Genomic DNA, 23,018 nt, shown 5'->3' on the forward strand with positions numbered 1-23,018 from the left:
TCTCCTGAAGGAACGTTGAAGACGACGACGTTGATAGGCCGGGTGTGTAAGCGCAGCGATGCGTTGAGCTAACCGGTACTAATGAACCGTGAGGCTTAACCTTACAACGCCGAAGATGTTTTGGCGGATTGAGAAGACGATTTTCAGTTTGTATTCAGAGTTGAGTACGCAATAATTTGCGCAGCAGCAAGGCGACAAGCGAAGGAAAGGCAGGAGCATACTGAAGTATGTGACTGGCTTTGCGAGCGCTGGCAACGCAGCGGATGCGATAAAGAATTGCGTACAGAGCACAAAGAATTTGCCTGGCGGCACTAGCGCGGTGGTCCCACCTGACCCCATGCCGAACTCAGAAGTGAAACGCCGTAGCGCCGATGGTAGTGTGGGGTCTCCCCATGCGAGAGTAGGGAACTGCCAGGCATTAAATAAAACAAAAGGCCCTGTCGGAAGACAGGGCCTTTTGTTTTATCTGTGGTCTGTCGGTGAGCGCTCTCCTGAGGAGGACAAATCCGCCGGGAGCGGATTTGAACGTTGCGCAGCAACGGCCCGGAGGGGAGCGGGCAGGACGCCCGCCATAAACTGCCAGGCATCAATTTAGTGAAGAAGCCCGTCCGTCAGGATGGGCTTTTTTGCGTGTGCGGTAACTGTAAAACCGTAGGCCTGATAAGCGCAGCGCCATCAGGCAACCGGCACTGCCGGATGGCAGCTTCGCCTTATCCGGCCTACAAGGAACGTGCTTTCTCTAACCACCGCAAAATGAAGGCAGAAATCTGCGATACATCATTAAGATCCAAAACGGGTACCGCTACGGCAAGTGGAATATCACTGGCAACCGCAATAACATGCTCATCAAGAATTAATTCTTCCTCGCTGTGCCCACATCCCTGACGAAAAAGTAAGATCTTCGCAACTGCCTCGTGTTTAAACCCTTCTACCAGCACCATATCTAGCTTTGATGCATCCATCCGGCTCACCAGCCATGCCAGATCCAACTCTTCTTGCCCCGGCGTTTCAGTCATTAACGCCCAGCGCTGCTGACTGGCAACCATCGTTTGTGCCGCCCCGGCCTTACGTAATTCGTAGCTATCTTTACCCGGTTTATCAACATCCATATCATGATGGGTATGCTTAATCAGCCCTGGCCGAATACCGTGCGCACAAAGTGCTGGGATCAGTTTTTTCAGCAGTGTTGTTTTTCCCGTGCCGCTCCACGCGGCAATGGCGAGTAGCGGTATCATGGTCTCTTTTGCCATTGCGCGAGTTCCTCCGGCGTGTTGACGTTCACAAATGCCTCCTTACAATCGCTGAAATCAACGGCGTGTCCGCCTACCTGGCGCATAAAAATCATTACCCGCCGCTCGCCTGCTTGCAAATAAGCTGTCAACTGGGGCTCAACGGCACGATTAATCAACGCGATCGTTGGATGATCGCGCTCTCCATCATGAACCCAAACCACGGGTGCGCCATGACGCTGCGCTGCTAAACGATCGACCAGGTTGTGGGGGATACAGGGATTGTCACAGGGGCAAAACAGAAACCAGTCGCCTGCTAACTGCTGAAAAACGGAAAGCATACCCGCCAGCGGACCGGGAAAGTCAGCGATTGAATCCGGAATGACTTTCAGGGCGCTGGCCTGGTAGATATCCAGATGGCGATTAGCACTAATGACGACCGTAGCCAGTTGCGGCGCGAGCGCGTCGGCAACGTGTCGCCAGAGCGGTTTACCGTTCAGTTCAAGCAGACCTTTATCCACACCTCCCATCCGCCGGGCTTTACCGCCTGCCAGCACCACGCCGGTTATTACTTCATCCAGATTCACCGATATCGCCTCTTTTATTGTGGGATTGACCCTGCTACCGTGTCTGTATCAAGAATAAGGAGCACAGCTATGAAATGTAAACGCCTGAATGAAGTCATTGAACTCCTCCAGCCAGCCTGGCAGAAAGAGCCTGATCTTAATCTGACGCAATTTTTGCAGAAACTGGCGAAAGAGTCAGGTTTTGACGGCAAACTGGAAGATTTAACTGATGATATCCTGATCTACCATCTGAAAATGCGCGATTCCGCCAAAGACGCCGCCATTCCAGGGATTCAAAAAGACTATGAAGAGGACTTTAAAACGGCGCTTTTACGCGCCCGCGGCGTTATTAAAGAGTAAAACCTTGTAAGCGGCGCCACCGAAATCGCCACGAAATGATATCCTGAATCATTCGTAGTATTTTCCGGATGATGGGATGAACGACAACGCTTTTACTTTCCAGACGCTACACCCGGAAACCATCATGGATGCGCTGTTTGAACAGGGGATCAGGGTGGATTCCGGGCTGACTCCACTAAACAGTTATGAAAACCGCGTCTATCAGTTTCAGGATGAAGACCGTCGACGTTTTGTCGTTAAGTTTTATCGTCCTGAACGCTGGTCTGTTGATCAAATTCGGGAAGAACACCAATTCGCGCTTGAACTGGTGAAGGATGAGGTTCCGGTTGCTGCTCCGCTCGCGTTTAATGGCCAGACACTGTTAGCGCATCAGGGCTATCATTATGCCATTTTCCCCAGCGTAGGCGGTCGTCAGTTTGAAGCAGACAATATCGATCAGATGGAGGCGGTAGGGCGTTATCTTGGCCGATTGCATCAGACGGGGCGAAAACGTCCTTTCACTTTCCGGCCTGACATTGGGCTTGCAGAGTATCTTTTTGAACCTCGCCAGGTATTCGAAGATGCCGCACTGATTCCCTCCGGGCAAAAAGCGGCTTTCCTGAAAGCCACTGATACTCTACTGTCTGCAGTTACCGAATGCTGGCGCACCGATTTCGCCACGCTGCGATTGCACGGCGATTGTCATGCCGGCAACATTCTATGGCGTGATGGACCGCTGTTTGTCGATTTAGATGATGCCCGTAACGGTCCGGCGATACAGGATTTATGGATGCTGCTGAACGGCGACAAAGCCGAACAGCGAATGCAGCTTGAAACCATTATTGAAGCTTATGAAGAAGTTAGTGAGTTCGATACGGCTGAAATTGGTCTCATTGAACCTTTACGCGCCATGCGTTTAGTTTATTATCTTGCCTGGTTGATTCGTCGTTGGGGCGATCCTGCGTTTCCAAAAAACTTTCCCTGGTTAACAGGGGAAGATTACTGGCAGCGACAGACAACGACTTTTATTGAGCAGACTAAAATTTTGCACGACCCCCCTTTACAATTAACGCCAATGTATTAATCGGAGAGAGTTGATCATGAAAAAGATTTGGCTGGCGCTGGCTGGTATGGTTTTAGCTTTTAGCGCCTCGGCAGCACAGATCAGCGACGGTAAACAGTATATCACGCTGGATAAACCGGTCGCTGGCGAACCCCAGGTACTGGAGTTTTTCTCCTTCTACTGCCCACATTGTTATCAGTTTGAAGAAGTGCTTCATGTGTCTGACAATGTGAAGAAAAAGCTGCCGGAAGGCACCAAAATGACCAAGTACCACGTTGAGTTCCTGGGGCCGTTGGGCAAGGAGCTCACCCAGGCATGGGCGGTGGCGATGGCGTTGGGTGTAGAAGATAAAGTCACGGTCCCGCTGTTTGAAGCCGTACAGAAAACCCAGACAGTACAATCTGCCGCGGATATCCGTAAAGTGTTCGTTGATGCGGGCGTCAAGGGCGAAGATTACGATGCGGCCTGGAACAGCTTCGTGGTGAAATCACTGGTTGCGCAACAGGAGAAAGCCGCGGCTGACCTGCAACTGCAGGGCGTTCCGGCGATGTTCGTCAATGGCAAATACCAGATTAACCCACAAGGTATGGATACCAGCAGCATGGATGTTTTTGTTCAGCAGTATGCTGATACCGTGAAATATTTGGTTGATAAAAAATAAAAAGAACGCCGGTCACTGACCGGCGTTTTTATAAGATGTTTTAATCTCTTCTATCTGTATATCTTTCTTATCCCACAGCGTATTAAGCCAACGTTGAAAACGGCGTTTGAATGTTTTGTCGTTCACGTAATCGCCGTGCAGTTCTTCATTTATGGGTTCCAGGTGCACCCGAACAACAATACGCGTCAGCCTACCGCTTAGCATATCGTAGAAGGGGTGACGATCGTTGTTTGGGTAACACAACGTAATATTAAGCAGCTTATCGAACTGTGAGCCTAAAACATTAATCGCCATTGCAATACCGGCTGCTTTTGGCGGCAACAGATGTTGATAGGGTGAATGCGTTTGCTGACGTTTCTCATGCGTAAATCGTGAGCCTTCAACAAAGTTAACGATAGTGGTGGGATACCGACGAAACTTTTCGCAAGAGCGACGAGTTGTTTCAACATCTTTGCCGCGTCGATCGGGGTGGCGGAGCAGGTAGCTACGGGAGTAGCGCTTCATAAACGGCATATCTAATGCCCAGCACGCCAGGCCGATGAACGGTACCCAGGCCAATTGCTGTTTAAGAAAGTACTTATTCATTGGGATATGCTTGCGGAACAGAACGCAAAGCACAACGATATCGGCCCAGCTACGATGATTACAAATCAGTAAATACCAATTTTTCTTGCTCAGTCCTTCTAACCCTTCTACATCCCATTGCAAGTGCGGATTAAGGCGTAACAGCGCTGCAAGACCAGCACACCAGCAATACATCATGAAATTGCAGAAAATGGAGACCTTGCGCCAGATACCGGGAACAGGCAAAAGAAGCTTTACCATACCGGCAATGATGATCGGTACTGAGCAAACAATAGTGACCAGGATGGTCAATACGATACTCAATGGGAGCGTGATAGCCGCGAGTATTCTCGTCATAATAAATTATTCAAAAGTTAGCCATAAATGGTGCGCGAAAAGGGCGCAAGGGGCTGATTCTATCAGAAAACGATGCTAATGATGGCGCTGAGTGAAATAGAAACACTCGTAACAACTATCCACATTATGATAACGGCATGAATCAGATAATCAGAAAAACGTGATGTTAACAACTCATTGAAAATAATGGGTAATTATTAAGACGAGAAGGCTATCGCGCTGATTTTAAAGTAATGGTAAGAATTTACACACAAAGTTATCCACAGGTTGTTTTGCGAGCGATCCTGAAGATCGACAAAACTTTTCCGCAAATGCGGCGAAAAACTCAAGTTTTCCTCCTGTATGTGGCATCCTTTAACCATAATCTGTTAAACAGGCACGGACATTATGGTTCAGATCCCAGAAAACCCACTTATTCTCGTAGATGGCTCATCCTATCTCTATCGCGCCTATCATGCGTTTCCGCCGTTAACCAACAGCGCGGGAGAACCTACGGGCGCAATGTATGGTGTCCTCAACATGTTGCGCAGCCTGATCATGCAGTATCAGCCGACGCATGCTGCGGTGGTGTTTGACGCCAAAGGAAAAACCTTCCGTGATGAGCTCTTTGAACACTACAAATCGCATCGTCCTCCGATGCCGGATGATCTGCGAGCGCAAATAGAGCCGTTACATGCCATGGTTAAAGCCATGGGGTTACCTCTGCTGGCAGTCTCTGGCGTAGAAGCGGATGACGTTATCGGTACACTGGCGCGAGAAGCGGAGAAGGTGGGGCGTCCGGTATTAATCAGCACCGGCGATAAAGATATGGCACAGTTGGTGACGCCGAATATTACGCTGATCAACACCATGACTAACACCATCCTCGGCCCGGATGAAGTCGTTAATAAGTACGGTGTGCCGCCTGAGCTGATTATCGACTTTCTGGCGCTGATGGGGGACTCCTCGGATAATATTCCAGGCGTACCAGGCGTGGGTGAGAAGACGGCGCAAGCCTTGCTTCAGGGATTGGGCGGCCTGGATACGCTGTACGCCGAGCCGGAAAAAATTGCCGGTCTCACTTTCCGCGGCGCCAAAACGATGGCCGCTAAATTAGCGCAGAATAAAGACGTAGCGTACCTGTCTTATAAACTCGCCACCATTAAAACGGATGTTGAACTGGAGCTGACCTGCGAACAGCTTGAAGTGCAGCAGCCGATTGCGGATGAACTGCTGGGCCTGTTTAAAAAATATGAGTTTAAGCGCTGGACGGCGGACGTTGAGTCAGGCAAGTGGCTACAGGCAAAGGGCGCGAAACCAGCGGCCAAACCGCAGGAAACGGTCGTTATTGATGAATCGCCCAGCGAACCGGCAGCGGCGCTCTCTTATGAAAATTATGTCACGATTCTGGACGACGTTACGCTGGAAAGCTGGATTGAAAAGCTGAAAAAAGCGCCAGTTTTTGCTTTCGACACGGAGACCGACAGTCTGGATAATATCGCCGCCAACCTGGTGGGCCTCTCGTTTGCTATCGAACCTGGCGTTGCCGCGTATGTACCTGTCGCGCATGATTATCTGGACGCTCCGGATCAAATCTCCCACCAGCGTGCTCTGGAACTGCTGAAGCCGCTGCTGGAAGATGAAAAAGTGCGCAAAGTGGGGCAAAACCTCAAGTACGATCGCGGCGTCTTGCAAAATTACGGTATTGAGCTGCGCGGTATCGCCTTCGATACCATGCTTGAGTCTTACATTCTGAACAGCGTCGCCGGACGCCATGATATGGACAGTTTGTCCGATCGTTGGCTGAAGCACAAAACTATCACCTTTGAAGACATTGCCGGTAAAGGTAAAAACCAGCTCACCTTTAACCAGATCGCACTGGAGGAAGCGGGGCGCTATGCGGCAGAAGATGCGGATGTCACGTTACAGTTGCATCTCAAAATGTGGCCTGAGCTCCAGCAGCACAAAGGCCCGCTGAATGTTTTCGAAAACATCGAAATGCCGCTGGTGCCGGTACTGTCACGCGTTGAGCGCAATGGCGTAAAAATCGATCCTGCCGTCCTGCACAAACATTCGGAAGAAATCACACGACGTCTGGCGGAACTGGAAAAGAAAGCGCATGACATTGCGGGCGAGGCGTTCAACCTGTCCTCGACGAAGCAGTTGCAGACCATCCTGTTTGAAAAGCAGGGTATTAAGCCGCTGAAGAAAACGCCTGGCGGCGCGCCGTCAACGTCGGAAGAGGTGCTGGAAGAGCTGGCGCTGGACTATCCGCTGCCGAAAGTGATTCTGGAGTATCGTGGTCTGGCGAAGCTAAAATCCACCTATACCGATAAGCTGCCGCTGATGATTAACCCGAAAACCGGGCGCGTCCATACGTCCTATCATCAGGCGGTAACGGCGACGGGACGTTTATCGTCCACCGATCCGAACCTGCAAAATATTCCGGTGCGCAATGAAGAAGGCCGCCGCATTCGTCAGGCATTTATTGCGCCTGAGGATTATCTCATCGTGTCTGCGGACTATTCACAGATTGAGCTGCGTATTATGGCGCATCTTTCCCGTGATAAAGGACTGCTCACGGCGTTCGCCGAAGGGAAAGATATTCACCGTGCAACGGCGGCGGAAGTCTTTGGCTTGCCGCTGGATAGCGTGACCGGGGAACAGCGCCGAAGTGCGAAAGCCATTAACTTTGGCCTGATTTACGGGATGAGCGCCTTCGGTCTTTCTCGCCAGCTTAATATTCCGCGTAAAGAGGCGCAGAAGTATATGGATCTCTACTTCGAACGCTATCCTGGCGTGCTGGAATATATGGAGCGCACCCGCGCTCAGGCAAAAGAACAAGGCTATGTGGAAACTCTGGAGGGGCGCCGCCTTTACCTGCCGGATATTAAATCCAGCAACGCGGCGCGGCGCGCGGGGGCGGAACGCGCGGCGATCAATGCTCCCATGCAAGGAACGGCTGCCGATATCATCAAGCGCGCCATGATTGCCGTCGATGCCTGGCTACAGGCCGAGCAGCCACGCGTGCGGATGATTATGCAGGTACACGATGAATTAGTGTTCGAGGTGCATAAAGACGACTTAGATGCGGTAGCAAAACGTATCCATCAGTTGATGGAAAACTGCACGCGTATTGATGTGCCGTTGCTGGTGGAAGTCGGTAGCGGAGAAAATTGGGATCAAGCGCACTAAGCATTTAAGGAATAACGCGCTTTTTTCGTAATTAAGCAACATAAGCACGGGGGTTTTGTGATGGGTATTAGAATTCCCTATGTAAAGAATGAAAAAAAATTACGAAAAGGTCTTTCTGTGTTGCTCAAAAAAGAGTAAAGTTATTCACGTAGGGTACAGAGGTAAGATGTTCTATCTTTCAGACCTTTTACTTCACGTAATCGGATTTGGCTGAATATTTTAGCCGCCCCAGTCAGTTTATGACTGGGGCGTTTTTTATTGGGCATAAGAAAAGTTTCGCTCACACCGTAGGCCGGATAAGACGCGCAGCGGCGCCATCCGGCATAGCGGGTGATTATTCCCCGTCCTGAATCTCTTCGACCGGTGCCAGTTCGCTAAACCAGCTGTCCAGTTTCTGACGTAACTTATCCACGCCCTGCTTTTTCAGCGAGGAAAACGCTTCTACCTGCACATCGCCATTAAACGCCAGCACGGCTTCACGTACCATATTCAACTGCGCCTTGCGCGCGCCGCTGGCCAGTTTGTCCGCTTTGGTCAGCAGAACCAGAACCTGGATATTGCTCTCTACAGCCCACTGGATCATCTGTTGGTCGAGGTCTTTCAACGGATGGCGGATATCCATTAAAACGACTAAGCCCTGTAGGCTTTGACGTTTCTCCAGATATTCCCCCAGCGCGCGTTGCCACTTGCGTTTCATCTCTTCCGGGACTTCCGCGTAGCCATAGCCCGGCAGGTCGACCAACCGTTTGCCATCTACGACTTCAAACAGGTTAATCAATTGGGTACGGCCCGGCGTTTTAGAGGTGCGCGCCAGGCTTTTTTGGTTGGTCAACGTGTTCAGGGCGCTGGATTTGCCTGCATTGGAACGGCCAGCAAAAGCCACTTCAATTCCGCAATCGGAAGGTAAATGGCGAATATCAGGCGCACTCATCACAAAATGCGTCTGTTGATAATTCAGGTTAGTCAAAGCGGTCGTCTCCGTCAGTCAAAGCATTGTGGCGATTATACCTGAACGCCAGCAAAAGACGGATTTTTCGGCGCGTCGGTGCTGTAAGCAAAAGCCATACGCTTTGTGAGACATTGTCCATTGCACTTATGCGACATGACAGAGTCGTTGTCAGGCTCAAAGTCAGTTAATATAGTTAAATCATGAATTTATAGAAAGTTAATTGTCTGAAAAAAAGGAATTTGCCGTGTCGGTATCTTGTGAGTTTACCCCAAAAGAGTAAAGTAATGCACATAGCGAGGACGCTAACAGGATCAACGACTCAGGATGAGGGTCAGGAGCGCCAGGAGGCGAAGACACAGGATTGTCAGGAAGACAAACGTCCGGAGACGTTAGTAAAAGGAAATGGAAACAACATGGAATGTTCCAGGCTAAGGGAAAAACAGGGCGTGTTGATAGCCAACAGGGATGGTGGAACCCGTTAAGGGTCGTGAGTCAAGAAAAAAGGCGGCAGATTACTCTGTCGCCTTTTTTCTTTGCTTGCTTTCTGCTAGATTCCGCCTCAATTCTATACTGAATAAAACGGCTTAAAGATCTGACATCATGAAAAAACCAACCTCTGCACCGCGCAGTAAAGCCTTTGGCAAACAGCGTCGTAAAACGCGTGAAGAGTTAAACCAGGAGGCGCGCGACCGTAAACGCCTGAAAAAACATCGCGGTCATGCGCCGGGAAGTCGCGCGGCGGGCGGCAATTCCGCTTCGGGCGGCGGCAATCAGAATCAACAAAAAGATCCACGTATTGGCAGTAAAACACCTGTTCCATTGGGCGTGACTGAAAAAGTGACCCAACAGCATAAACCGAAAAGTGAGAAACCTATGCTTTCACCGCAGGCGGAGTTGGATTTACTGGAAACGGATGAGCGCCTGGATGCGCTGTTAGAACGTCTGGAAGCGGGCGAAACCCTGAGTGCGGAAGATCAAGCCTGGGTAGATGCCAAACTGGATCGTATTGATGAACTGATGCAGAAGCTTGGTCTGTCTTACGATGACGACGAAGAAGACGACGAAGAGGACGAGAAGCAGGAAGATATGATGCGCCTGCTAAGAGGCGGCAACTAACGGGTTTACACCGTGGGCTTGCCCGTCCTGCTTATAACCCTTCCGGTTATATGTTATCTGGTGTGGTTATTCGTTAAACTACAGCGATTGTCGCGGCGACAGAAATGGCTGCGCAGCCGGCTTGCCGCCCGTCATGGCGTGAAGCCGGTACGCCGTACCCGCCAGAGACGCCATCGGAAGGAGTGAGCATGTCTGAACAGCAAATAGACTGGGATCTGGCCCTGATCCAGAAATATAACTATTCCGGGCCACGATATACCTCGTACCCAACCGCGCTGGAGTTTTCTGAAGACTTCGAGGACGCCGCATTCTTGCAGGCTGTGGCGCGTTATCCTGAACGTCCGCTCTCGCTGTATGTGCATATCCCGTTTTGTCACAAGTTGTGTTATTTCTGCGGCTGCAACAAGATTGTCACCCGCCAACAGCATAAAGCTGACCAGTATCTTGACGCGCTTGAGCAGGAAATTCGTCATCGCGCGCCGCTGTTTGCAAACCGTCATGTCAGCCAGCTTCACTGGGGCGGCGGTACGCCTACTTACCTGAATAAAGCGCAAATCAGCCGCTTAATGACGCTGTTGCGTGAAAATTTCCACTTTAATACTGACGCGGAAATCTCGATCGAAGTCGATCCCCGTGAAATTGAGCTGGATGTGCTCGATCATTTACGTGCGGAAGGTTTTAACCGCCTGAGTATGGGCGTGCAGGACTTTAATAAAGAGGTGCAGCGCCTGGTTAACCGCGAGCAGGATGAAGAATTCATCTTTGCGCTGCTTAATCACGCCCGCGATATCGGCTTTACCTCGACCAATATCGATTTGATCTACGGTCTACCGAAACAGACGCCGGAAAGCTTCGCTTTCACGCTGAAGCGTGTGACGGAGCTGAACCCCGATCGTTTGAGCGTCTTTAACTATGCGCATCTGCCAACGCTTTTTGCCGCCCAGCGTAAAATTAAAGATGCCGATTTACCCAGCGCGCAGCAGAAACTGGATATTTTGCAGGAGACCATCGTATCGCTTACTCAGGCTGGTTATCAGTTTATCGGGATGGACCATTTTGCCCGTCCGGACGACGAACTGGCCGTCGCGCAGCGCGAAGGCGTGCTGCACCGTAATTTTCAGGGCTATACGACCCAGGGCGATACCGATCTGCTGGGGATGGGGGTTTCTGCTATCAGCATGATTGGCGATGGCTACATGCAGAACCAGAAAGAGCTGAAGCGTTATTACCAGCAAGTGGATGAGCGGGGCAATGCGCTATGGCGTGGTATTACGCTGACCCGTGATGATTGCATTCGTCGCGATGTTATCAAAGCGCTGATTTGTAACTTCCGCCTGGATTTTAACGCTGTCGAACAGCAGTGGGGTTTGCATTTCGCTGAATATTTTGCCGAAGATTTGCAGTTACTGTCGCCGCTGGCGAAAGATGGGCTGGTGGATATTAGCGAGAAGGGAATTCAGGTGACGGCGAAAGGTCGTTTGCTGATCCGCAATATCTGCATGTGCTTTGACGCGTATCTGCGCCAGAAAGCGCGGATGCAGCAGTTCTCACGCGTCATTTAGCCGGGTTGCCCGGTGGCGCTGCGCTTACCGGGCCTACACGTTGCGACAACCTGTAGGCCGGATAAGCATTAGCGCCATCCGGCACATTGTCAGCTGAACAGTCCTACCAGCGCGGCACACAACACGGCGGCTAGCGCAGTTTGTGGCGTGTGGCTGTCGACCGCTCCACTCGATACCAGATTAATAATAGATTCTAACATAATGAATCCCCCCGTTTGCCGGGCATGATCATACTGAACTCATCGGAACAGTAAAGCGCAAAATAGCAGCGTTTTGCGCTCAATTATTAATCTTTACACTCGCGGGTAATGTTTACTCCATTCCCAGCTCTTTCAACTTCCGCGTTAGGGTGTTTCGCCCCCAACCGAGCAGCCTGGCGGCTTCCTGTTTATGACCCTGCGTATGGCGTAATGCCGTGGTCAGTAGCGTTCTCTCCAGTTCTGGCTGCGCTTCAGAAAGCAGGTTTTGATGACCGGATCGCAAGGCGCGGTCCGCCCATTGTGCCAGTAATGTCGCCCAGCTATCCGGCGGCAGGTGGGACGGGCTATCCGGCGCCGAGGCTTCAAACAGTTCGCCCGGTAAATCCTGGATCAACACCTCCTGTCCGGCGGCCATGACGGTGAGCCAGCGGCAGGTATTTTCTAACTGACGCACGTTACCAGGCCATGCCAGGCGCGTTAACGCCGTTTCGGTTTCCGGATGTAATAATTTGGCTTCCACACCTAATTCACGGGCGGCGACCTGCAAAAAATGGCGCGCCAGGCGCGGAATATCCTCACGGCGCTCGCGCAACGGCGGAAGATGGATACGAATCACGTTCAGGCGGTGGAACAGGTCTTCGCGGAATTTCCCTTCCTGAACGCGTCGTTCGAGGTTCTGGTGGGTGGCGGCGATAATGCGCACATCGACTTTTACCGGCGCGTACCCGCCCACGCGGTAGAACTGTCCGTCAGCCAGCACGCGTAACAGACGAGTCTGGACATCCAGCGGCATATCGCCAATTTCGTCCAGAAACAGCGTGCCGCCGTCAGCCTGCTCGAAACGGCCCTGCCGGATGGTATTCGCCCCGGTAAAAGCGCCTTTCTCATGGCCAAACAGTTCGGATTCAATCAAATCTTTCGGGATGGCCGCCATATTGAGTGCGATAAACGGCGCTTTGGCGCGTGGGCTATGGCGGTGAAGCGCATGGGCGACCAGTTCTTTCCCGGTTCCTGATTCGCCGTTAATCAGCACGCTAATCGAAGAACGCGACAGCCGACCAATAATGCGAAACACATCCTGCATGGCGGGCGCTTCGCCTATCATGTCTGTTGTCGGGCCGTTAACCTCGATATTACGCGGCTGCTGCTGCTCCTGATAGTGGCTAATCGCGCGCTCGACCAGAGCGACGGCTTCATCAATATCAAACGGTTTAGGCAGATAATCAAACGCCCCCTGCTGATAGGCGCTCACGGCGGCATCTAAATCGGAATGCGCGGTCATAATGATGACCGGAAGCATCGGGTGACGCTGTTTAATCTGCTTTAATAGCGCCAGCCCGTCCATTCCCGGCATTCGGATATCCGACAGCAAGACGTCCGGCGTTTTACTGGCCAGCGCAGCCAGTACTTCATTACCATTCTCAAAGGTGGTACAGGTCAACCCTGCCCCGGCGAGAGCACGTTCAAGCACCCAACGGATGGAACTATCATCATCGACGACCCAGACTATTCCTCGTTGCATAAACACCTCTATTTCCGAATCGGCAGGTAAACCGAAAACTCGGTATGCCCCGGCCAACTGGTAAATTCAATTTTGCCGGCGTGTTGATCGATAAGATTGCGGGCGATAGATAACCCAAGCCCGGTGCCGCCTTCGCGACCGCTGACCATCGGGTAGAACAGCGTATCCTGTAAATGGGGAGGAATGCCCGGCCCATTGTCTTCAACGTCTATACGCGCCGCCAGGCGATAGCGTTCGCCATGCAGCGTTAACTGGAAGGCGGTACGGGTACGCAGCGTAATTTCGCCGCCTTCCGGCTCCAGCGCCTGCAAGGCATTGCGGACAATATTCAGCAGTACTTGCTCAATTTGTTCCGGGTCGTGCGGCAGTTCTGGCAGACTGGGGTCATAATCGCGGATAAGCCGGACATTATCCGGCAGTTCCATCGACACCAGCGCCACCACGCGCTCCGCGACTTTATGTATGCTCTCCGTAATGTGCATTCCCGGGTGCTGCGGCCCCAGCAAACGATCGACAAGGTTGCGTAGCCTGTCGGCCTGTTCAATGATGACTTTGGTATATTCCGTTAGCGCCGGGTCGGGCAGTGCCTTGCTGAGTAGCTGCGCCGCGCCGCGCAGGCCGCCGAGCGGATTTTTGATTTCGTGCGCCAGACCGCGCACCAGATCGCGGGCGGCGATTTGCTGCGCGTGCTGCAACTGCTCCTGACTCAGACGACGCTGGTTATCCATCGGCGCCATTTCGAGCAGTATAAAATCGTCGGGCAGACGTTGGGCGGTCAAAGAGAGAATATGCGAGCGACTATCAATCACCAGCGTCACTTCGTTATCGGTAAAGCCTTGCCCTGCCGCTAAACTTTCGCGCATCAGGTCAATGTTTAACGAAAAATAGCTCAACAGTTCAGGTAACGGCGTCCCGAACAGTTTGCGTGAGCTTTGCGCGAGCAACTGCTGCGCGGCAGGGTTGGCGTAATGGATTGCCAGCGCGTCGTCGACCACCAGCACGCTGTTGATTAACGAATTGAGGATCTGCCCAGCATCGGGCTGTATGCCGCTTGCCATTCAGCAGTCTCCTAGAAAAGGTTGCACCATTTTAGTGCATTATAGCTTTTTACCACTAAAAAGCGCGTGAGATCAGATTGTTGGTGGAGAAAAAAGCCCATCCTGGGATGGGCTGAAAGTTTCCACGGCAACTCAAAAACTCCTGACGCCTTTCACGCTGCTGTTGTGTTGGCTGCTTTCGCTTACCCCAGTCACATCGCTATCTATGCTCCTGGGCATGTGCTCAGTTGCCGCCTTGCCGCAACGCGAAATTCGTCGGATTTTTAATATACGATTAAACGCTGTAGTACAGCTCAAACTCTACCGGGTGCGGGGTCATACGCACGCGGTCATCTTCTTCGCGACGCAGCGCAATATACGCATCGATCGCTTCATCCGTGAACACGCCGCCTGCTTTCAGGAACTCGCGGTCCAGGTCCAGCGCGTTCAGCGCTTCTTCCAGAGAACCCGCTACCTGTGGGATCTCTTTCGCTTCTTCCGGCGGCAGGTCATACAGGTTTTTGTCCATGGCTTCGCCCGGGTGAATCTTATTCTTAATCCCGTCCAGACCGGCCATCAGCAGGGCGGCAAAGCACAGATACGGGTTAGCCGCCGGGTCCGGGAAGCGAACTTCGATACGGCGCGCTTTCGGAGACGCCACCACCGGAATACGGATGGAGGCGGAACGGTTACGGGCGGAGTAGGCCAGCATCACCGGCGCTTCGTAACCCGGGACCAGACGCTTGTAGGAGTTGGTGGTCGGGTTCGCCAGGGCGTTGATGGCTTTGGCGTGTTTGATGACGCCGCCGATGTAGTACAGCGCTTGCTCAGACAGACCGGCATATTTGTCGCCAGAGAACAGGTTGGTGCCGTTCTTCGCCAGCGACATGTGGCAGTGCATACCGGAACCGTTATCGCCGAACATCGGTTTTGGCATAAAGGTCGCGGTCTTACCAAAGCGGTGAGCCACGTTATGTACGACATATTTGTAAATCTGAATTTCGTCGGCTTTTTTGGTCATGGTGTTAAAGCGGGTCGCCACTTCGTTCTGACCTGCGGTCGCTACTTCGTGATGGTGCGCTTCAACGACCAGGCCCATCTGCTCCATGACCAGACACATTTCAGAACGGATATCCTGCGCGGAGTCGACTGGCGGAACCGGGAAATAACCGCCTTTCACGCCCGGACGATGGCCTTTGTTGCCGCCTTCGTACTTGGTAGAGGAGTTCCAGGCGCCTTCAATATCGTCAATCGCAACATGTGAGCCGGAGATAGATGCGCCGAAGCGGATGTCGTCGAACAGGAAGAATTCAGGTTCCGGCCCAAACAGGACGGTATCGGCGATACCGGTCGCGCGCAGGTAGTCTTCCGCACGTTTTGCGATGGAACGTGGGTCACGGTCATAACCTTGCAGAGTGCCAGGCTCCAGGATGTCGCAACGGATAATCAGGGTAGAGTCCGCGAAGAACGGGTCAATCACTGCGGTGGATGCGTCTGGCATCAGCACCATGTCGGATTCGTTAATGCCTTTCCAGCCGCCGATAGAGGAGCCGTCAAACATTTTGCCTTCTTCAAAGAATTCGGCATTTACCTGATGAGCAGGAATCGTGACGTGCTGTTCTTTGCCTTTGGTATCGGTGAAGCGCAGATCGACAAACTTCACTTCGTGCTCGTTCAGCATCGTCAAAACGTGTTCAGCGGACATACTTGTACTCTCCCGGATTGGTCATGGTCGGTCGTCGTGGTAACGAGATCTTCAATTCTGCTGGCCGTGTCGCCGTAAAAATATAAAGCGAAATCTGTGCCAACTTTCACATTGCCCCCAAAAGGCGTTATCATGCGCACCATCGTGCAAAAGGGCTGCACCACGGTGACTATGTTGCACCAAAATAGTGCTTCAATGTGAACATTAAGCACCACATTGGTGCAATAGAACGCAAGCCACCCTTTTAACGCTCCGTGAAAGCGATCACAAAGAGACTCTGCAATACTTGTTTGCGGAGGATGTTTGTGATCCTGTTTTGTAGTGCGATTAATCCGTGTACAATAACGCGCTATTTCTAATGCCTGAGGCAAAGTTGTGATCGAAAATTTGCGTAACATCGCCATCATCGCGCACGTTGACCATGGTAAAACTACCCTGGTTGATAAGCTGCTCCAGCAATCCGGTACGTTCGACGCGCGTGCCGAAACTCAAGAGCGAGTGATGGACTCCAACGATTTGGAGAAAGAGCGTGGTATTACTATCCTCGCTAAAAACACCGCTATTAAATGGAATGATTACCGTATCAACATCGTTGATACTCCCGGGCACGCTGACTTCGGTGGTGAAGTAGAGCGCGTCATGTCCATGGTTGACTCTGTGCTGCTGGTGGTTGACGCATTTGACGGCCCGATGCCGCAAACGCGCTTCGTGACCAAAAAAGCCTTTGCTCATGGCCTGAAACCCATTGTGGTTATCAACAAAGTTGACCGTCCTGGCGCGCGCCCTGACTGGGTTGTTGACCAGGTATTCGACCTGTTTGTTAACCTCGACGCGACCGACGAACAGTTGGACTTCCCGATCATCTACGCTTCGGCGCTGAACGGTATCGCGGGTCTGGACCACGAAGATATGGCGGAAGACATGACCCCGCTGTATCAGGCGATCGTTGATCATGTTCCGGCGCCGGACGTTGACCTCGATGGTCCGTTGCAGATGCAGATCTCCCAGCTGGACTACAACAACTACGTTGGCGTTATCGGCATTGGCCGTATCAAACGCGGCAAAGTGAAGCCGAACCAGCAGGTCACTATCATCGATAGTGAAGGGAAAACCCGTAACGCGAAAGTAGGTAAAGTGCTGACGCATCTGGGTCTGGAGCGTATCGACAGCGATATTGCCGAAGCGGGCGATATCATTGCGATCACCGGTCTGGGCGAGCTGAACATTTCCGACACCATCTGCGACCCGCAGAACGTTGAAGCGCTGCCGGCGCTGTCCGTTGATGAGCCGACCGTGTCTATGTTCTTCTGCGTTAACACCTCGCCGTTCTGCGGTAAAGAAGGTAAGTTTGTGACTTCTCGTCAGATTCTTGACCGTCTGAACAAAGAGCTGGTGCATAACGTGGCGCTGCGCGTTGAAGAAACCGAAGATGCGGATGCGTTCCGTGTATCCGGTCGTGGCGAACTGCACCTGTCCGTGCTGATTGAAAATATGCGTCGTGAAGGTTTCGAACTGGCGGTTTCCCGTCCGAAAGTTATCTTCCGTGAAATCGACGGTCGTAAACAAGAGCCGTACGAAAACGTGACGCTGGACGTCGAAGAGCAGCACCAGGGGTCTGTCATGCAGGCGTTGGGCGAGCGTAAAGGCGACCTGAAAAACATGAATCCGGACGGTAAAGGCCGCGTACGTCTCGACTACGTGATCCCAAGCCGTGGGCTGATTGGTTTCCGTTCAGAATTCATGACCATGACTTCCGGTACGGGTCTGCTGTACTCCACCTTCAGCCATTACGACGATATTCGTCCGGGTGAAGTGGGCCAGCGTCAGAACGGCGTACTGATCTCTAACGGTCAGGGTAAAGCGGTGGCGTTTGCGCTGTTCGGTTTGCAGGATCGCGGTAAGCTGTTCCTGGGCCACGGCGCGGAAGTTTATGAAGGCCAGATTATTGGTATTCACAGTCGCTCCAACGACCTGACGGTAAACTGCCTGACTGGTAAGAAACTGACCAACATGCGTGCGTCTGGTACGGATGAAGCGGTGATTCTGGTTCCGCCAATTAAAATGAGCCTTGAGCAAGCGCTGGAGTTCATTGATGACGACGAACTGGTAGAAGTCACCCCAACCTCTATCCGTATCCGTAAACGTCACCTGACGGAAAACGATCGCCGCCGTGCGAACCGTGGTCAGAAAGAAGAGTAATTAACGTTCTTACGGATAAAAACCCTGTCGAAATGAAAACTCGGCGGGGTTTTTTTATTCACATTGATAAAGGGATAAGGTTGCCAAAAAATCAGCAATCGCTGGCGTATTATGCCGACCAATGACGCTATCCGCATACATCTTTGCCCGAGCGCTGGCATTCCCCATCGCGACGCCCAATCCGGCTAAACGTAGCATTTCCGCATCGTTATCATTATCGCCAAACGCCATCACTTCGCGCATTGCGATATGCTGTTGCTGTGCATATCTGGCGAGGCTTTGTCCTTTGCTACACCCCTTCTGGAGAATATCCAGTTGATGATGCCAGGACCAGGTACAGCTTAGCTGTAATTCATGCTGTATAAACTCAGCAATATTTTGTAGTTGTTTTATGTGCCGATGAACGACGCTGATTTGCCAAATATTCTCCCTACTGCTTAGCTCATCAGCCTGAAAGATTATTTTATCATCAGCACGAATTGTCGGTTTAAGCGGATATACCCGCGCCAGTATTTTTTCCGTTTGTAAGTGCGTCAGCGGCAGCGGGTGAAGGACCTGCTGTTGAGCCGGTTGATAAATATAACTTCCGTTACAACAGATCATCGGTTCGGTGAGCGCCAGCGTTTGATAATACGCATAGGCTTCACGATGAGAGCGGCCGGTGACAAGCATTATTCGGCAGCCCATGTCCTGCATCTGACGGATGGCGGTTAGCGACTCTGGCAGAATTTGTTTATTACGGTTTAGCAGCGTTCCATCAAGATCAAAAGCGATTAAACGATATCGCATGAGCGCCCGATCCTAAAACAGCGTGAGGCATCCAGGTGATTCAGCAATGGAATATCGAGACGGTGCTGATAAGCGAGAAAACAGTGGCATTGTTTTGCCTGGCAGGCGGGAGAATTAAGTCGTTGCTGATATAAATTACCCATTTTAATTTTGCTGATATGACAAGCAAAAAGATCGCCTTCTGCATTCATAAAAATACTTTTTCTTCCTGCGGTACAGATATCCAGCTGCGCTGGCCACTGCTGCGTTTCAATCACATACAGCGGATCGAGTTCGCCGAAGGCGATGGCTTCCTCAACGGTATGCCGGGTATTGGCACATTCGTTGGCGTTAAACCAAAAATAATTCTGGTCAGGCAACTGCTGGCGTAGCCAACGAAACTGGTCGATATCTTTCATACTGGCGACAGCCCCCGCGCACCAGGTTATTCCGGCGGCAGAGAGTGCTACACATTGCTGGAGAAAGCGCTCAGCGGTAATTTGTGAGGGATGAAAAGAACACCATAACCGAAGCTTTGAGATATCTCCGCCGCCAGCACGAAATGCCTCCAGCAATGACATTAACGAAAAAGAGGCGTTAGTTTGTATGCCGACCGCCTGAACATGAGGATAGCGGCTAATTTCTGCCAGCGCCGCCATGTAATAACGCAAGCGTAGCGCCTCGCCATAAGGCGTAATCATCACATTCAACGGCGTACCTAAAAGAGGCAAATGGTCAACCATGCGCCATAGCGCGGCTTCGTCGCGTTTTTTATCGTTACGGGCGTGTTTATGGAACGGGCAATAGCCGCAATGATAATTACACGATTTAAGATAGCCGCGATAAAACAGCGTGTGAATATCGCGCAGGGCGGGGATGCTCATCTCTGCCGATTCTCCCGTAGCATCACCTCAGGCGAAACGAACACAGGAGCAAGGCAATCGGATAATGCCATACCGGTCTCCGTTAGCCGGAGGCGACTGCCATTCTGATAACAGTAGCCTTGCTGTATAAAGCGTTCAAGGTCGGGGAAATCCCTTAGCGCATCGCTGGCAAAATATTGCTGATAATCGCTAAGAGAAAGTCCCTGCCAGAAAAATAGATTTTTAATGATAAAGCGGCGTTTTATTTCATCAGGGGGAAGCAGATAACCGTGATTGATGACGGTTTTATCCGGGCTGTCGATAAACGCCTGAATGATTTTTCGTGATGTCTGCAGGTTCGACGACCACGGTGAACAGTAATGCAGATTGCCAAGATAACTTCTGCCGCCCGCGCCGAGCGCCAGTGAGTTTTCAAATCCGCAGCTTTCCGCCGCGGCGGATGGCGCTGGATTAAGGACGAAACGGCGCATGGACGTTTGGGTGTAGCCCGCGTTGCGTAAAAGATCGCGGGCTAAAACGTAGTAGCCATGCATATTTTCCTGGCGAGGCATATTATAAAGCGGATAAAGAAACAGCTCTTCCGGTTGATAAACGAGCGCCTGATGTAACGATTCCGTCAGGCTTGCGTGAGTCTGTCCGGGAATGCCGTAAATAATATCAATATTGAGTGATGGAAAATGACCCGCCTTTAGCCATTCCAGCGCTTGGTGCGCGCTGGCGGCATTGTGGCGGCGGTGCAGCGTATGTAACTCGCTGTCATGAAAACTTTGTACGCCAATACTGACGCGATTAACGGAAAAGGCGTTTAATAGCGCTACTTTTTCTGCTGTGGTATCCGTAGGGGAAGTTTCAATTGTTTTATAAATATTCCAGTCAACATTGAGCACATCAAAGACGGAAAAAAATAACTTCTCTAATTGCGCAATGTTTAATAGCAGAGGTGTGCCGCCGCCTACGGTAAAGCTTCCCCAGTGGACGGGCGCCAGCGCCATTTGTTGGCCCTGGGAAATAATCGCGTCGATATAGCTATCAATGAACGTATTATCTGCGCTTGTGCAGGTAAATAAATTACAGAACCCGCAGCGACTTTGACAAAACGGCATATGAACATACAGATGTGTGTCGTGCTCGTAAATCCGTGGTTTTACTTCGCTAAAGCTGACGTTCTCCAGCTCCCGATAAGCCGTCTTATGCGGATAACTGTACATATACTGACGATAAATATCATTGTTATTCATATTAATGATTACAGCTCAGCAAGAAATGCATATAGGGAACGGTATTAACGATCGGATGATTAAAACTATGGAAATATTTCCCGTCTTCGCCATAGCAGGTACCGTGATCGGAACAGACAATAACGAACGTTTCGCCGCCGGTTTGGCGGAAAATGTTTAGTAATCCGTCGATGCGGGCGTCGATATAGCGTAGCGCGGCGGCATGGGTCTCAACGGTATCGCCAGGGGCCGCGCCCTCAACGTAAAAATGGTTAGGGTAATGAATCGTGTCGATATTGATATACATCATGACCGGTTGGTTGCCAGCACGCTCGGCCATGATTTTCTGGATATAATGGATCTGGTTATCCATACTTTCTTTAACCGTACAGGCAAATCGTGGATGCCAGTAACTCTCTTTAAACATCGACGGGAACACTTTTCCCATGCCGGAGCGGTTATTAAAGAAAGAGACGCCGCCAATACAGATGGTCTGGTAGCCTTTATTTTCCAGACTTTTTATCCATGTTGCGTCATCAAAGGCAAATGCATTTTTCGGCCCTTTACGACCAAGTCCGATATCTTTTGGGAAAAACAGCATGGTCTGATTAACGGTATCATCAATAGGTTTTGGCATAAAACCTGAAAACATGGCGTGATGCGAAGGCCAGGTAAAATTACCGGCCGCTTCGCATTTCGTCCATTGTCCATAATGATTCAGGTTGGGCGTATTTCCGGCGGTTTGTTCCTGAAGCGCAATGTCGTAGCGTAACGAGTCCAGCACAATAAAAATAATATGAGCGTTATTACTAATTAGCGCATTCATATCGAATTCGCCATCGCCTGTGTCAATCGACGCGTGCAGCGAGACGGGGACTTCATCCATTGAATTATACATTTTGCTTCCTCATGGCCCGGATTTGCGCCTGATAAATTAGATTATTCTGCTGCGCATCCTGATAAATCAAATCACCCTGGCCATTAATTTCAATAATATACGGCGTCAGGCTGGTGGTAAGTAAAACATCAATACCCGCTAAGCGAATGCCAGGGAAAAGCCGCATGGCATTTTGACAGAGCGTATCGATCTCAGTCACTTTTGCGGCAGATAACTCCAGACTTTCGAAGCAGTAAGCTTGGTTTTGCAGATGTAAGTTAGTAATGGGCTGCGAGGAGGTTCTGACCACTCGCCAGATAATTTCGCCATCCAGGCAGACGATGCGTAAATCATAGGTTTTATGCTTTACGCTGGCTTTGGGCAGCCACTGTTCGACGAGGTTTTCCTGCTGAAGAACGCCATCAATAATGAGCTGGATATCTTCTTTCTGACGATACTGTTGGATTTTTTTGCTGTTAAATAGCTGTTGTCCTGATATGGCAATCGCGCTGTAAAGCACCTGCTTTATGCCATCAGGGTGGCGGCGCAAAGCGATAACGCCCGCCGCGCCAGAACCCAGCGAGGGCTTAATGAACACGCTGGCGACCTTTTTTTCCTCCATGATAGCGGTGAGCTGTGCAAAACTTTTTACGTCTTCCGCTACCAACGGCGGCGTGGGGATGCCGTGTTCCAGTAAGCGCCGCTTGCAGCGTTTTTTATCCAACAGGTGAATGAGGCCCGCCGGATGGTTAAGCCAGGTGACGCCGCCATGTTCTGCAAAAAATGGATATAGTCCAGACCGATCGCGTTTATTTTGCGGATGTCTGTTTCACTGTGTACTGGCGGGTCGATTTTAACGATGCCAGAGGTCAGCGAAGCGTCCAGCGCTTGCGGATAAGTCAGCGCCGTGACGGGTTTCCCAAGTACGGCGGCAGCCTGCATAAAATAATGCGTGCGCTTGCTCTGATGGGGGCCAATGAGCGTAATCACAATAAATCCCTTTATCGTTGAGTAGGGGAATGTGCACAT

20 protein-coding genes, 2 rRNA genes and 1 pseudogene are annotated in these 23,018 nt (G+C 51.2%); 10 read left to right on the forward strand and 13 right to left on the reverse strand.

Annotation, left to right across the window (positions count from 1 at the left end; translation table 11 throughout):
• Both J4728_RS18385 and rrf read left to right on the forward strand, forming a co-directional pair.
• Window positions 1-103, forward strand: a 23S ribosomal RNA gene (locus J4728_RS18385); the annotation flags it as partial.
• Window positions 104-301: 198 nt separating this feature from the next.
• A 5S ribosomal RNA gene (rrf, locus tag J4728_RS18390) occupies window positions 302-417 on the forward strand.
• 302 nt (window positions 418-719) lie between these two features.
• On the opposite strand, the gene mobB is transcribed toward rrf, so the two are convergent.
• The gene (gene mobB, locus J4728_RS18395; RefSeq protein ID WP_208212241.1) at window positions 720-1,235 is read right to left on the reverse strand and encodes a molybdopterin-guanine dinucleotide biosynthesis protein MobB; all 516 of its coding nucleotides are present in this window, start codon (window positions 1,233-1,235) and stop codon (window positions 720-722) included.
• A complete protein-coding gene (gene mobA, locus J4728_RS18400; RefSeq protein ID WP_208212201.1) occupies window positions 1,232-1,816 on the reverse strand; it encodes a molybdenum cofactor guanylyltransferase MobA in 585 nt (194 codons plus the stop codon). The genes mobB and mobA overlap by 4 nt, the downstream gene beginning before the upstream one ends.
• A gap of 69 nt (window positions 1,817-1,885) precedes the next feature.
• Here mobA and J4728_RS18405 point away from each other — a divergent pair, with 69 nt between their 5' ends.
• The 3 genes from J4728_RS18405 to dsbA all read left to right on the forward strand — a co-directional run bounded on the left by J4728_RS18405 (window position 1,886) and on the right by dsbA (window position 3,858).
• The gene (locus tag J4728_RS18405; RefSeq protein WP_000649858.1) at window positions 1,886-2,155 is read left to right on the forward strand and encodes a YihD family protein; all 270 of its coding nucleotides are present in this window, start codon (window positions 1,886-1,888) and stop codon (window positions 2,153-2,155) included.
• Window positions 2,156-2,231: 76 nt separating this feature from the next.
• Window positions 2,232-3,218, forward strand: a complete 987-nt coding sequence (locus J4728_RS18410) for a serine/threonine protein kinase (protein WP_000999263.1) — start codon at window positions 2,232-2,234, stop codon at window positions 3,216-3,218.
• Between the two features lie 16 nt (window positions 3,219-3,234).
• Entirely contained in the window at window positions 3,235-3,858 is a 624-nt protein-coding gene (gene dsbA / locus J4728_RS18415) for a thiol:disulfide interchange protein DsbA (protein ID WP_000725364.1), read from the forward strand.
• Between the two features lie 12 nt (window positions 3,859-3,870).
• On the opposite strand, the gene J4728_RS18420 is transcribed toward dsbA, so the two are convergent.
• Window positions 3,871-4,779 (reverse strand): acyltransferase, encoded by a 909-nt coding sequence (locus J4728_RS18420; RefSeq protein WP_071055654.1) that lies wholly within the window; start codon window positions 4,777-4,779, stop codon window positions 3,871-3,873.
• A 387-nt stretch (window positions 4,780-5,166) separates the two neighbouring features.
• On the opposite strand from J4728_RS18420, the gene polA reads away from it, so the two are divergent.
• Entirely contained in the window at window positions 5,167-7,953 is a 2,787-nt protein-coding gene (gene polA / locus J4728_RS18425) for a DNA polymerase I (protein ID WP_208212204.1), read from the forward strand.
• Between the two features lie 334 nt (window positions 7,954-8,287).
• Here polA and yihA read toward each other — a convergent pair whose 3' ends face one another.
• Complete coding sequence (yihA, locus tag J4728_RS18430; RefSeq protein WP_000183327.1) at window positions 8,288-8,920, reverse strand: ribosome biogenesis GTP-binding protein YihA/YsxC; 633 nt, start codon at window positions 8,918-8,920, stop codon at window positions 8,288-8,290.
• A gap of 239 nt (window positions 8,921-9,159) precedes the next feature.
• Between yihA and J4728_RS18435 the strand changes: the two genes are divergently transcribed.
• From J4728_RS18435 to hemN, 3 genes are all read left to right on the forward strand, one after another.
• Entirely contained in the window at window positions 9,160-9,384 is a 225-nt protein-coding gene (locus J4728_RS18435; RefSeq protein ID WP_001541209.1) for a hypothetical protein, read from the forward strand.
• A gap of 118 nt (window positions 9,385-9,502) precedes the next feature.
• Entirely contained in the window at window positions 9,503-10,018 is a 516-nt protein-coding gene (yihI, locus tag J4728_RS18440; RefSeq protein WP_000743292.1) for a Der GTPase-activating protein YihI, read from the forward strand.
• Window positions 10,019-10,206: 188 nt separating this feature from the next.
• Window positions 10,207-11,580 (forward strand): oxygen-independent coproporphyrinogen III oxidase, encoded by a 1,374-nt coding sequence (hemN, locus tag J4728_RS18445; RefSeq protein ID WP_000003528.1) that lies wholly within the window; start codon window positions 10,207-10,209, stop codon window positions 11,578-11,580.
• 89 nt (window positions 11,581-11,669) lie between these two features.
• Here the strand turns inward: hemN and J4728_RS18450 are convergent, their stop codons facing one another.
• The 4 genes from J4728_RS18450 to glnA form a co-directional block, all read right to left on the reverse strand.
• Complete coding sequence (locus J4728_RS18450; protein ID WP_001578131.1) at window positions 11,670-11,780, reverse strand: YshB family small membrane protein; 111 nt, start codon at window positions 11,778-11,780, stop codon at window positions 11,670-11,672.
• A 112-nt stretch (window positions 11,781-11,892) separates the two neighbouring features.
• Window positions 11,893-13,302, reverse strand: coding sequence for a nitrogen regulation protein NR(I) (glnG, locus tag J4728_RS18455; protein ID WP_001188782.1), 1,410 nt, complete (start codon window positions 13,300-13,302; stop codon window positions 11,893-11,895).
• An 8-nt stretch (window positions 13,303-13,310) separates the two neighbouring features.
• Entirely contained in the window at window positions 13,311-14,360 is a 1,050-nt protein-coding gene (glnL, locus tag J4728_RS18460; protein ID WP_023200640.1) for a nitrogen regulation protein NR(II), read from the reverse strand.
• Window positions 14,361-14,634: 274 nt separating this feature from the next.
• Entirely contained in the window at window positions 14,635-16,044 is a 1,410-nt protein-coding gene (gene glnA / locus J4728_RS18465; RefSeq protein WP_001271699.1) for a glutamate--ammonia ligase, read from the reverse strand.
• A 375-nt stretch (window positions 16,045-16,419) separates the two neighbouring features.
• Between glnA and typA the strand changes: the two genes are divergently transcribed.
• Complete coding sequence (gene typA, locus J4728_RS18470) at window positions 16,420-18,243, forward strand: ribosome-dependent GTPase TypA (protein WP_000572064.1); 1,824 nt, start codon at window positions 16,420-16,422, stop codon at window positions 18,241-18,243.
• Window positions 18,244-18,297: 54 nt separating this feature from the next.
• On the opposite strand, the gene J4728_RS18475 is transcribed toward typA, so the two are convergent.
• The 5 genes and pseudogenes from J4728_RS18475 to J4728_RS18495 form a co-directional block, all read right to left on the reverse strand.
• A complete protein-coding gene (locus tag J4728_RS18475) occupies window positions 18,298-19,032 on the reverse strand; it encodes a Cof-type HAD-IIB family hydrolase (protein ID WP_017441906.1) in 735 nt (244 codons plus the stop codon).
• Complete coding sequence (locus J4728_RS18480) at window positions 19,017-19,895, reverse strand: STM4011 family radical SAM protein (protein WP_208212206.1); 879 nt, start codon at window positions 19,893-19,895, stop codon at window positions 19,017-19,019. Before J4728_RS18480 ends, J4728_RS18475 begins: the two co-directional genes overlap by 16 nt.
• Window positions 19,892-21,133: an STM4012 family radical SAM protein gene (locus J4728_RS18485; RefSeq protein ID WP_208212208.1), complete on the reverse strand. Its 1,242-nt coding sequence runs from the start codon at window positions 21,131-21,133 to the stop codon at window positions 19,892-19,894. Before J4728_RS18485 ends, J4728_RS18480 begins: the two co-directional genes overlap by 4 nt.
• A 1-nt stretch (window position 21,134) precedes the next feature.
• Window positions 21,135-22,010: an STM4013/SEN3800 family hydrolase gene (locus J4728_RS18490; RefSeq protein WP_208212210.1), complete on the reverse strand. Its 876-nt coding sequence runs from the start codon at window positions 22,008-22,010 to the stop codon at window positions 21,135-21,137.
• Window positions 22,003-23,018, reverse strand: a pseudogene (locus J4728_RS18495) (STM4014 family protein). The gene J4728_RS18490 and the pseudogene J4728_RS18495 overlap by 8 nt, the downstream one beginning before the upstream one ends.

The organism is Salmonella sp. 32070601201500089SM (assembly GCF_017573605.1).
GTDB classification, from domain to species: domain Bacteria; phylum Pseudomonadota; class Gammaproteobacteria; order Enterobacterales; family Enterobacteriaceae; genus Salmonella; species Salmonella enterica.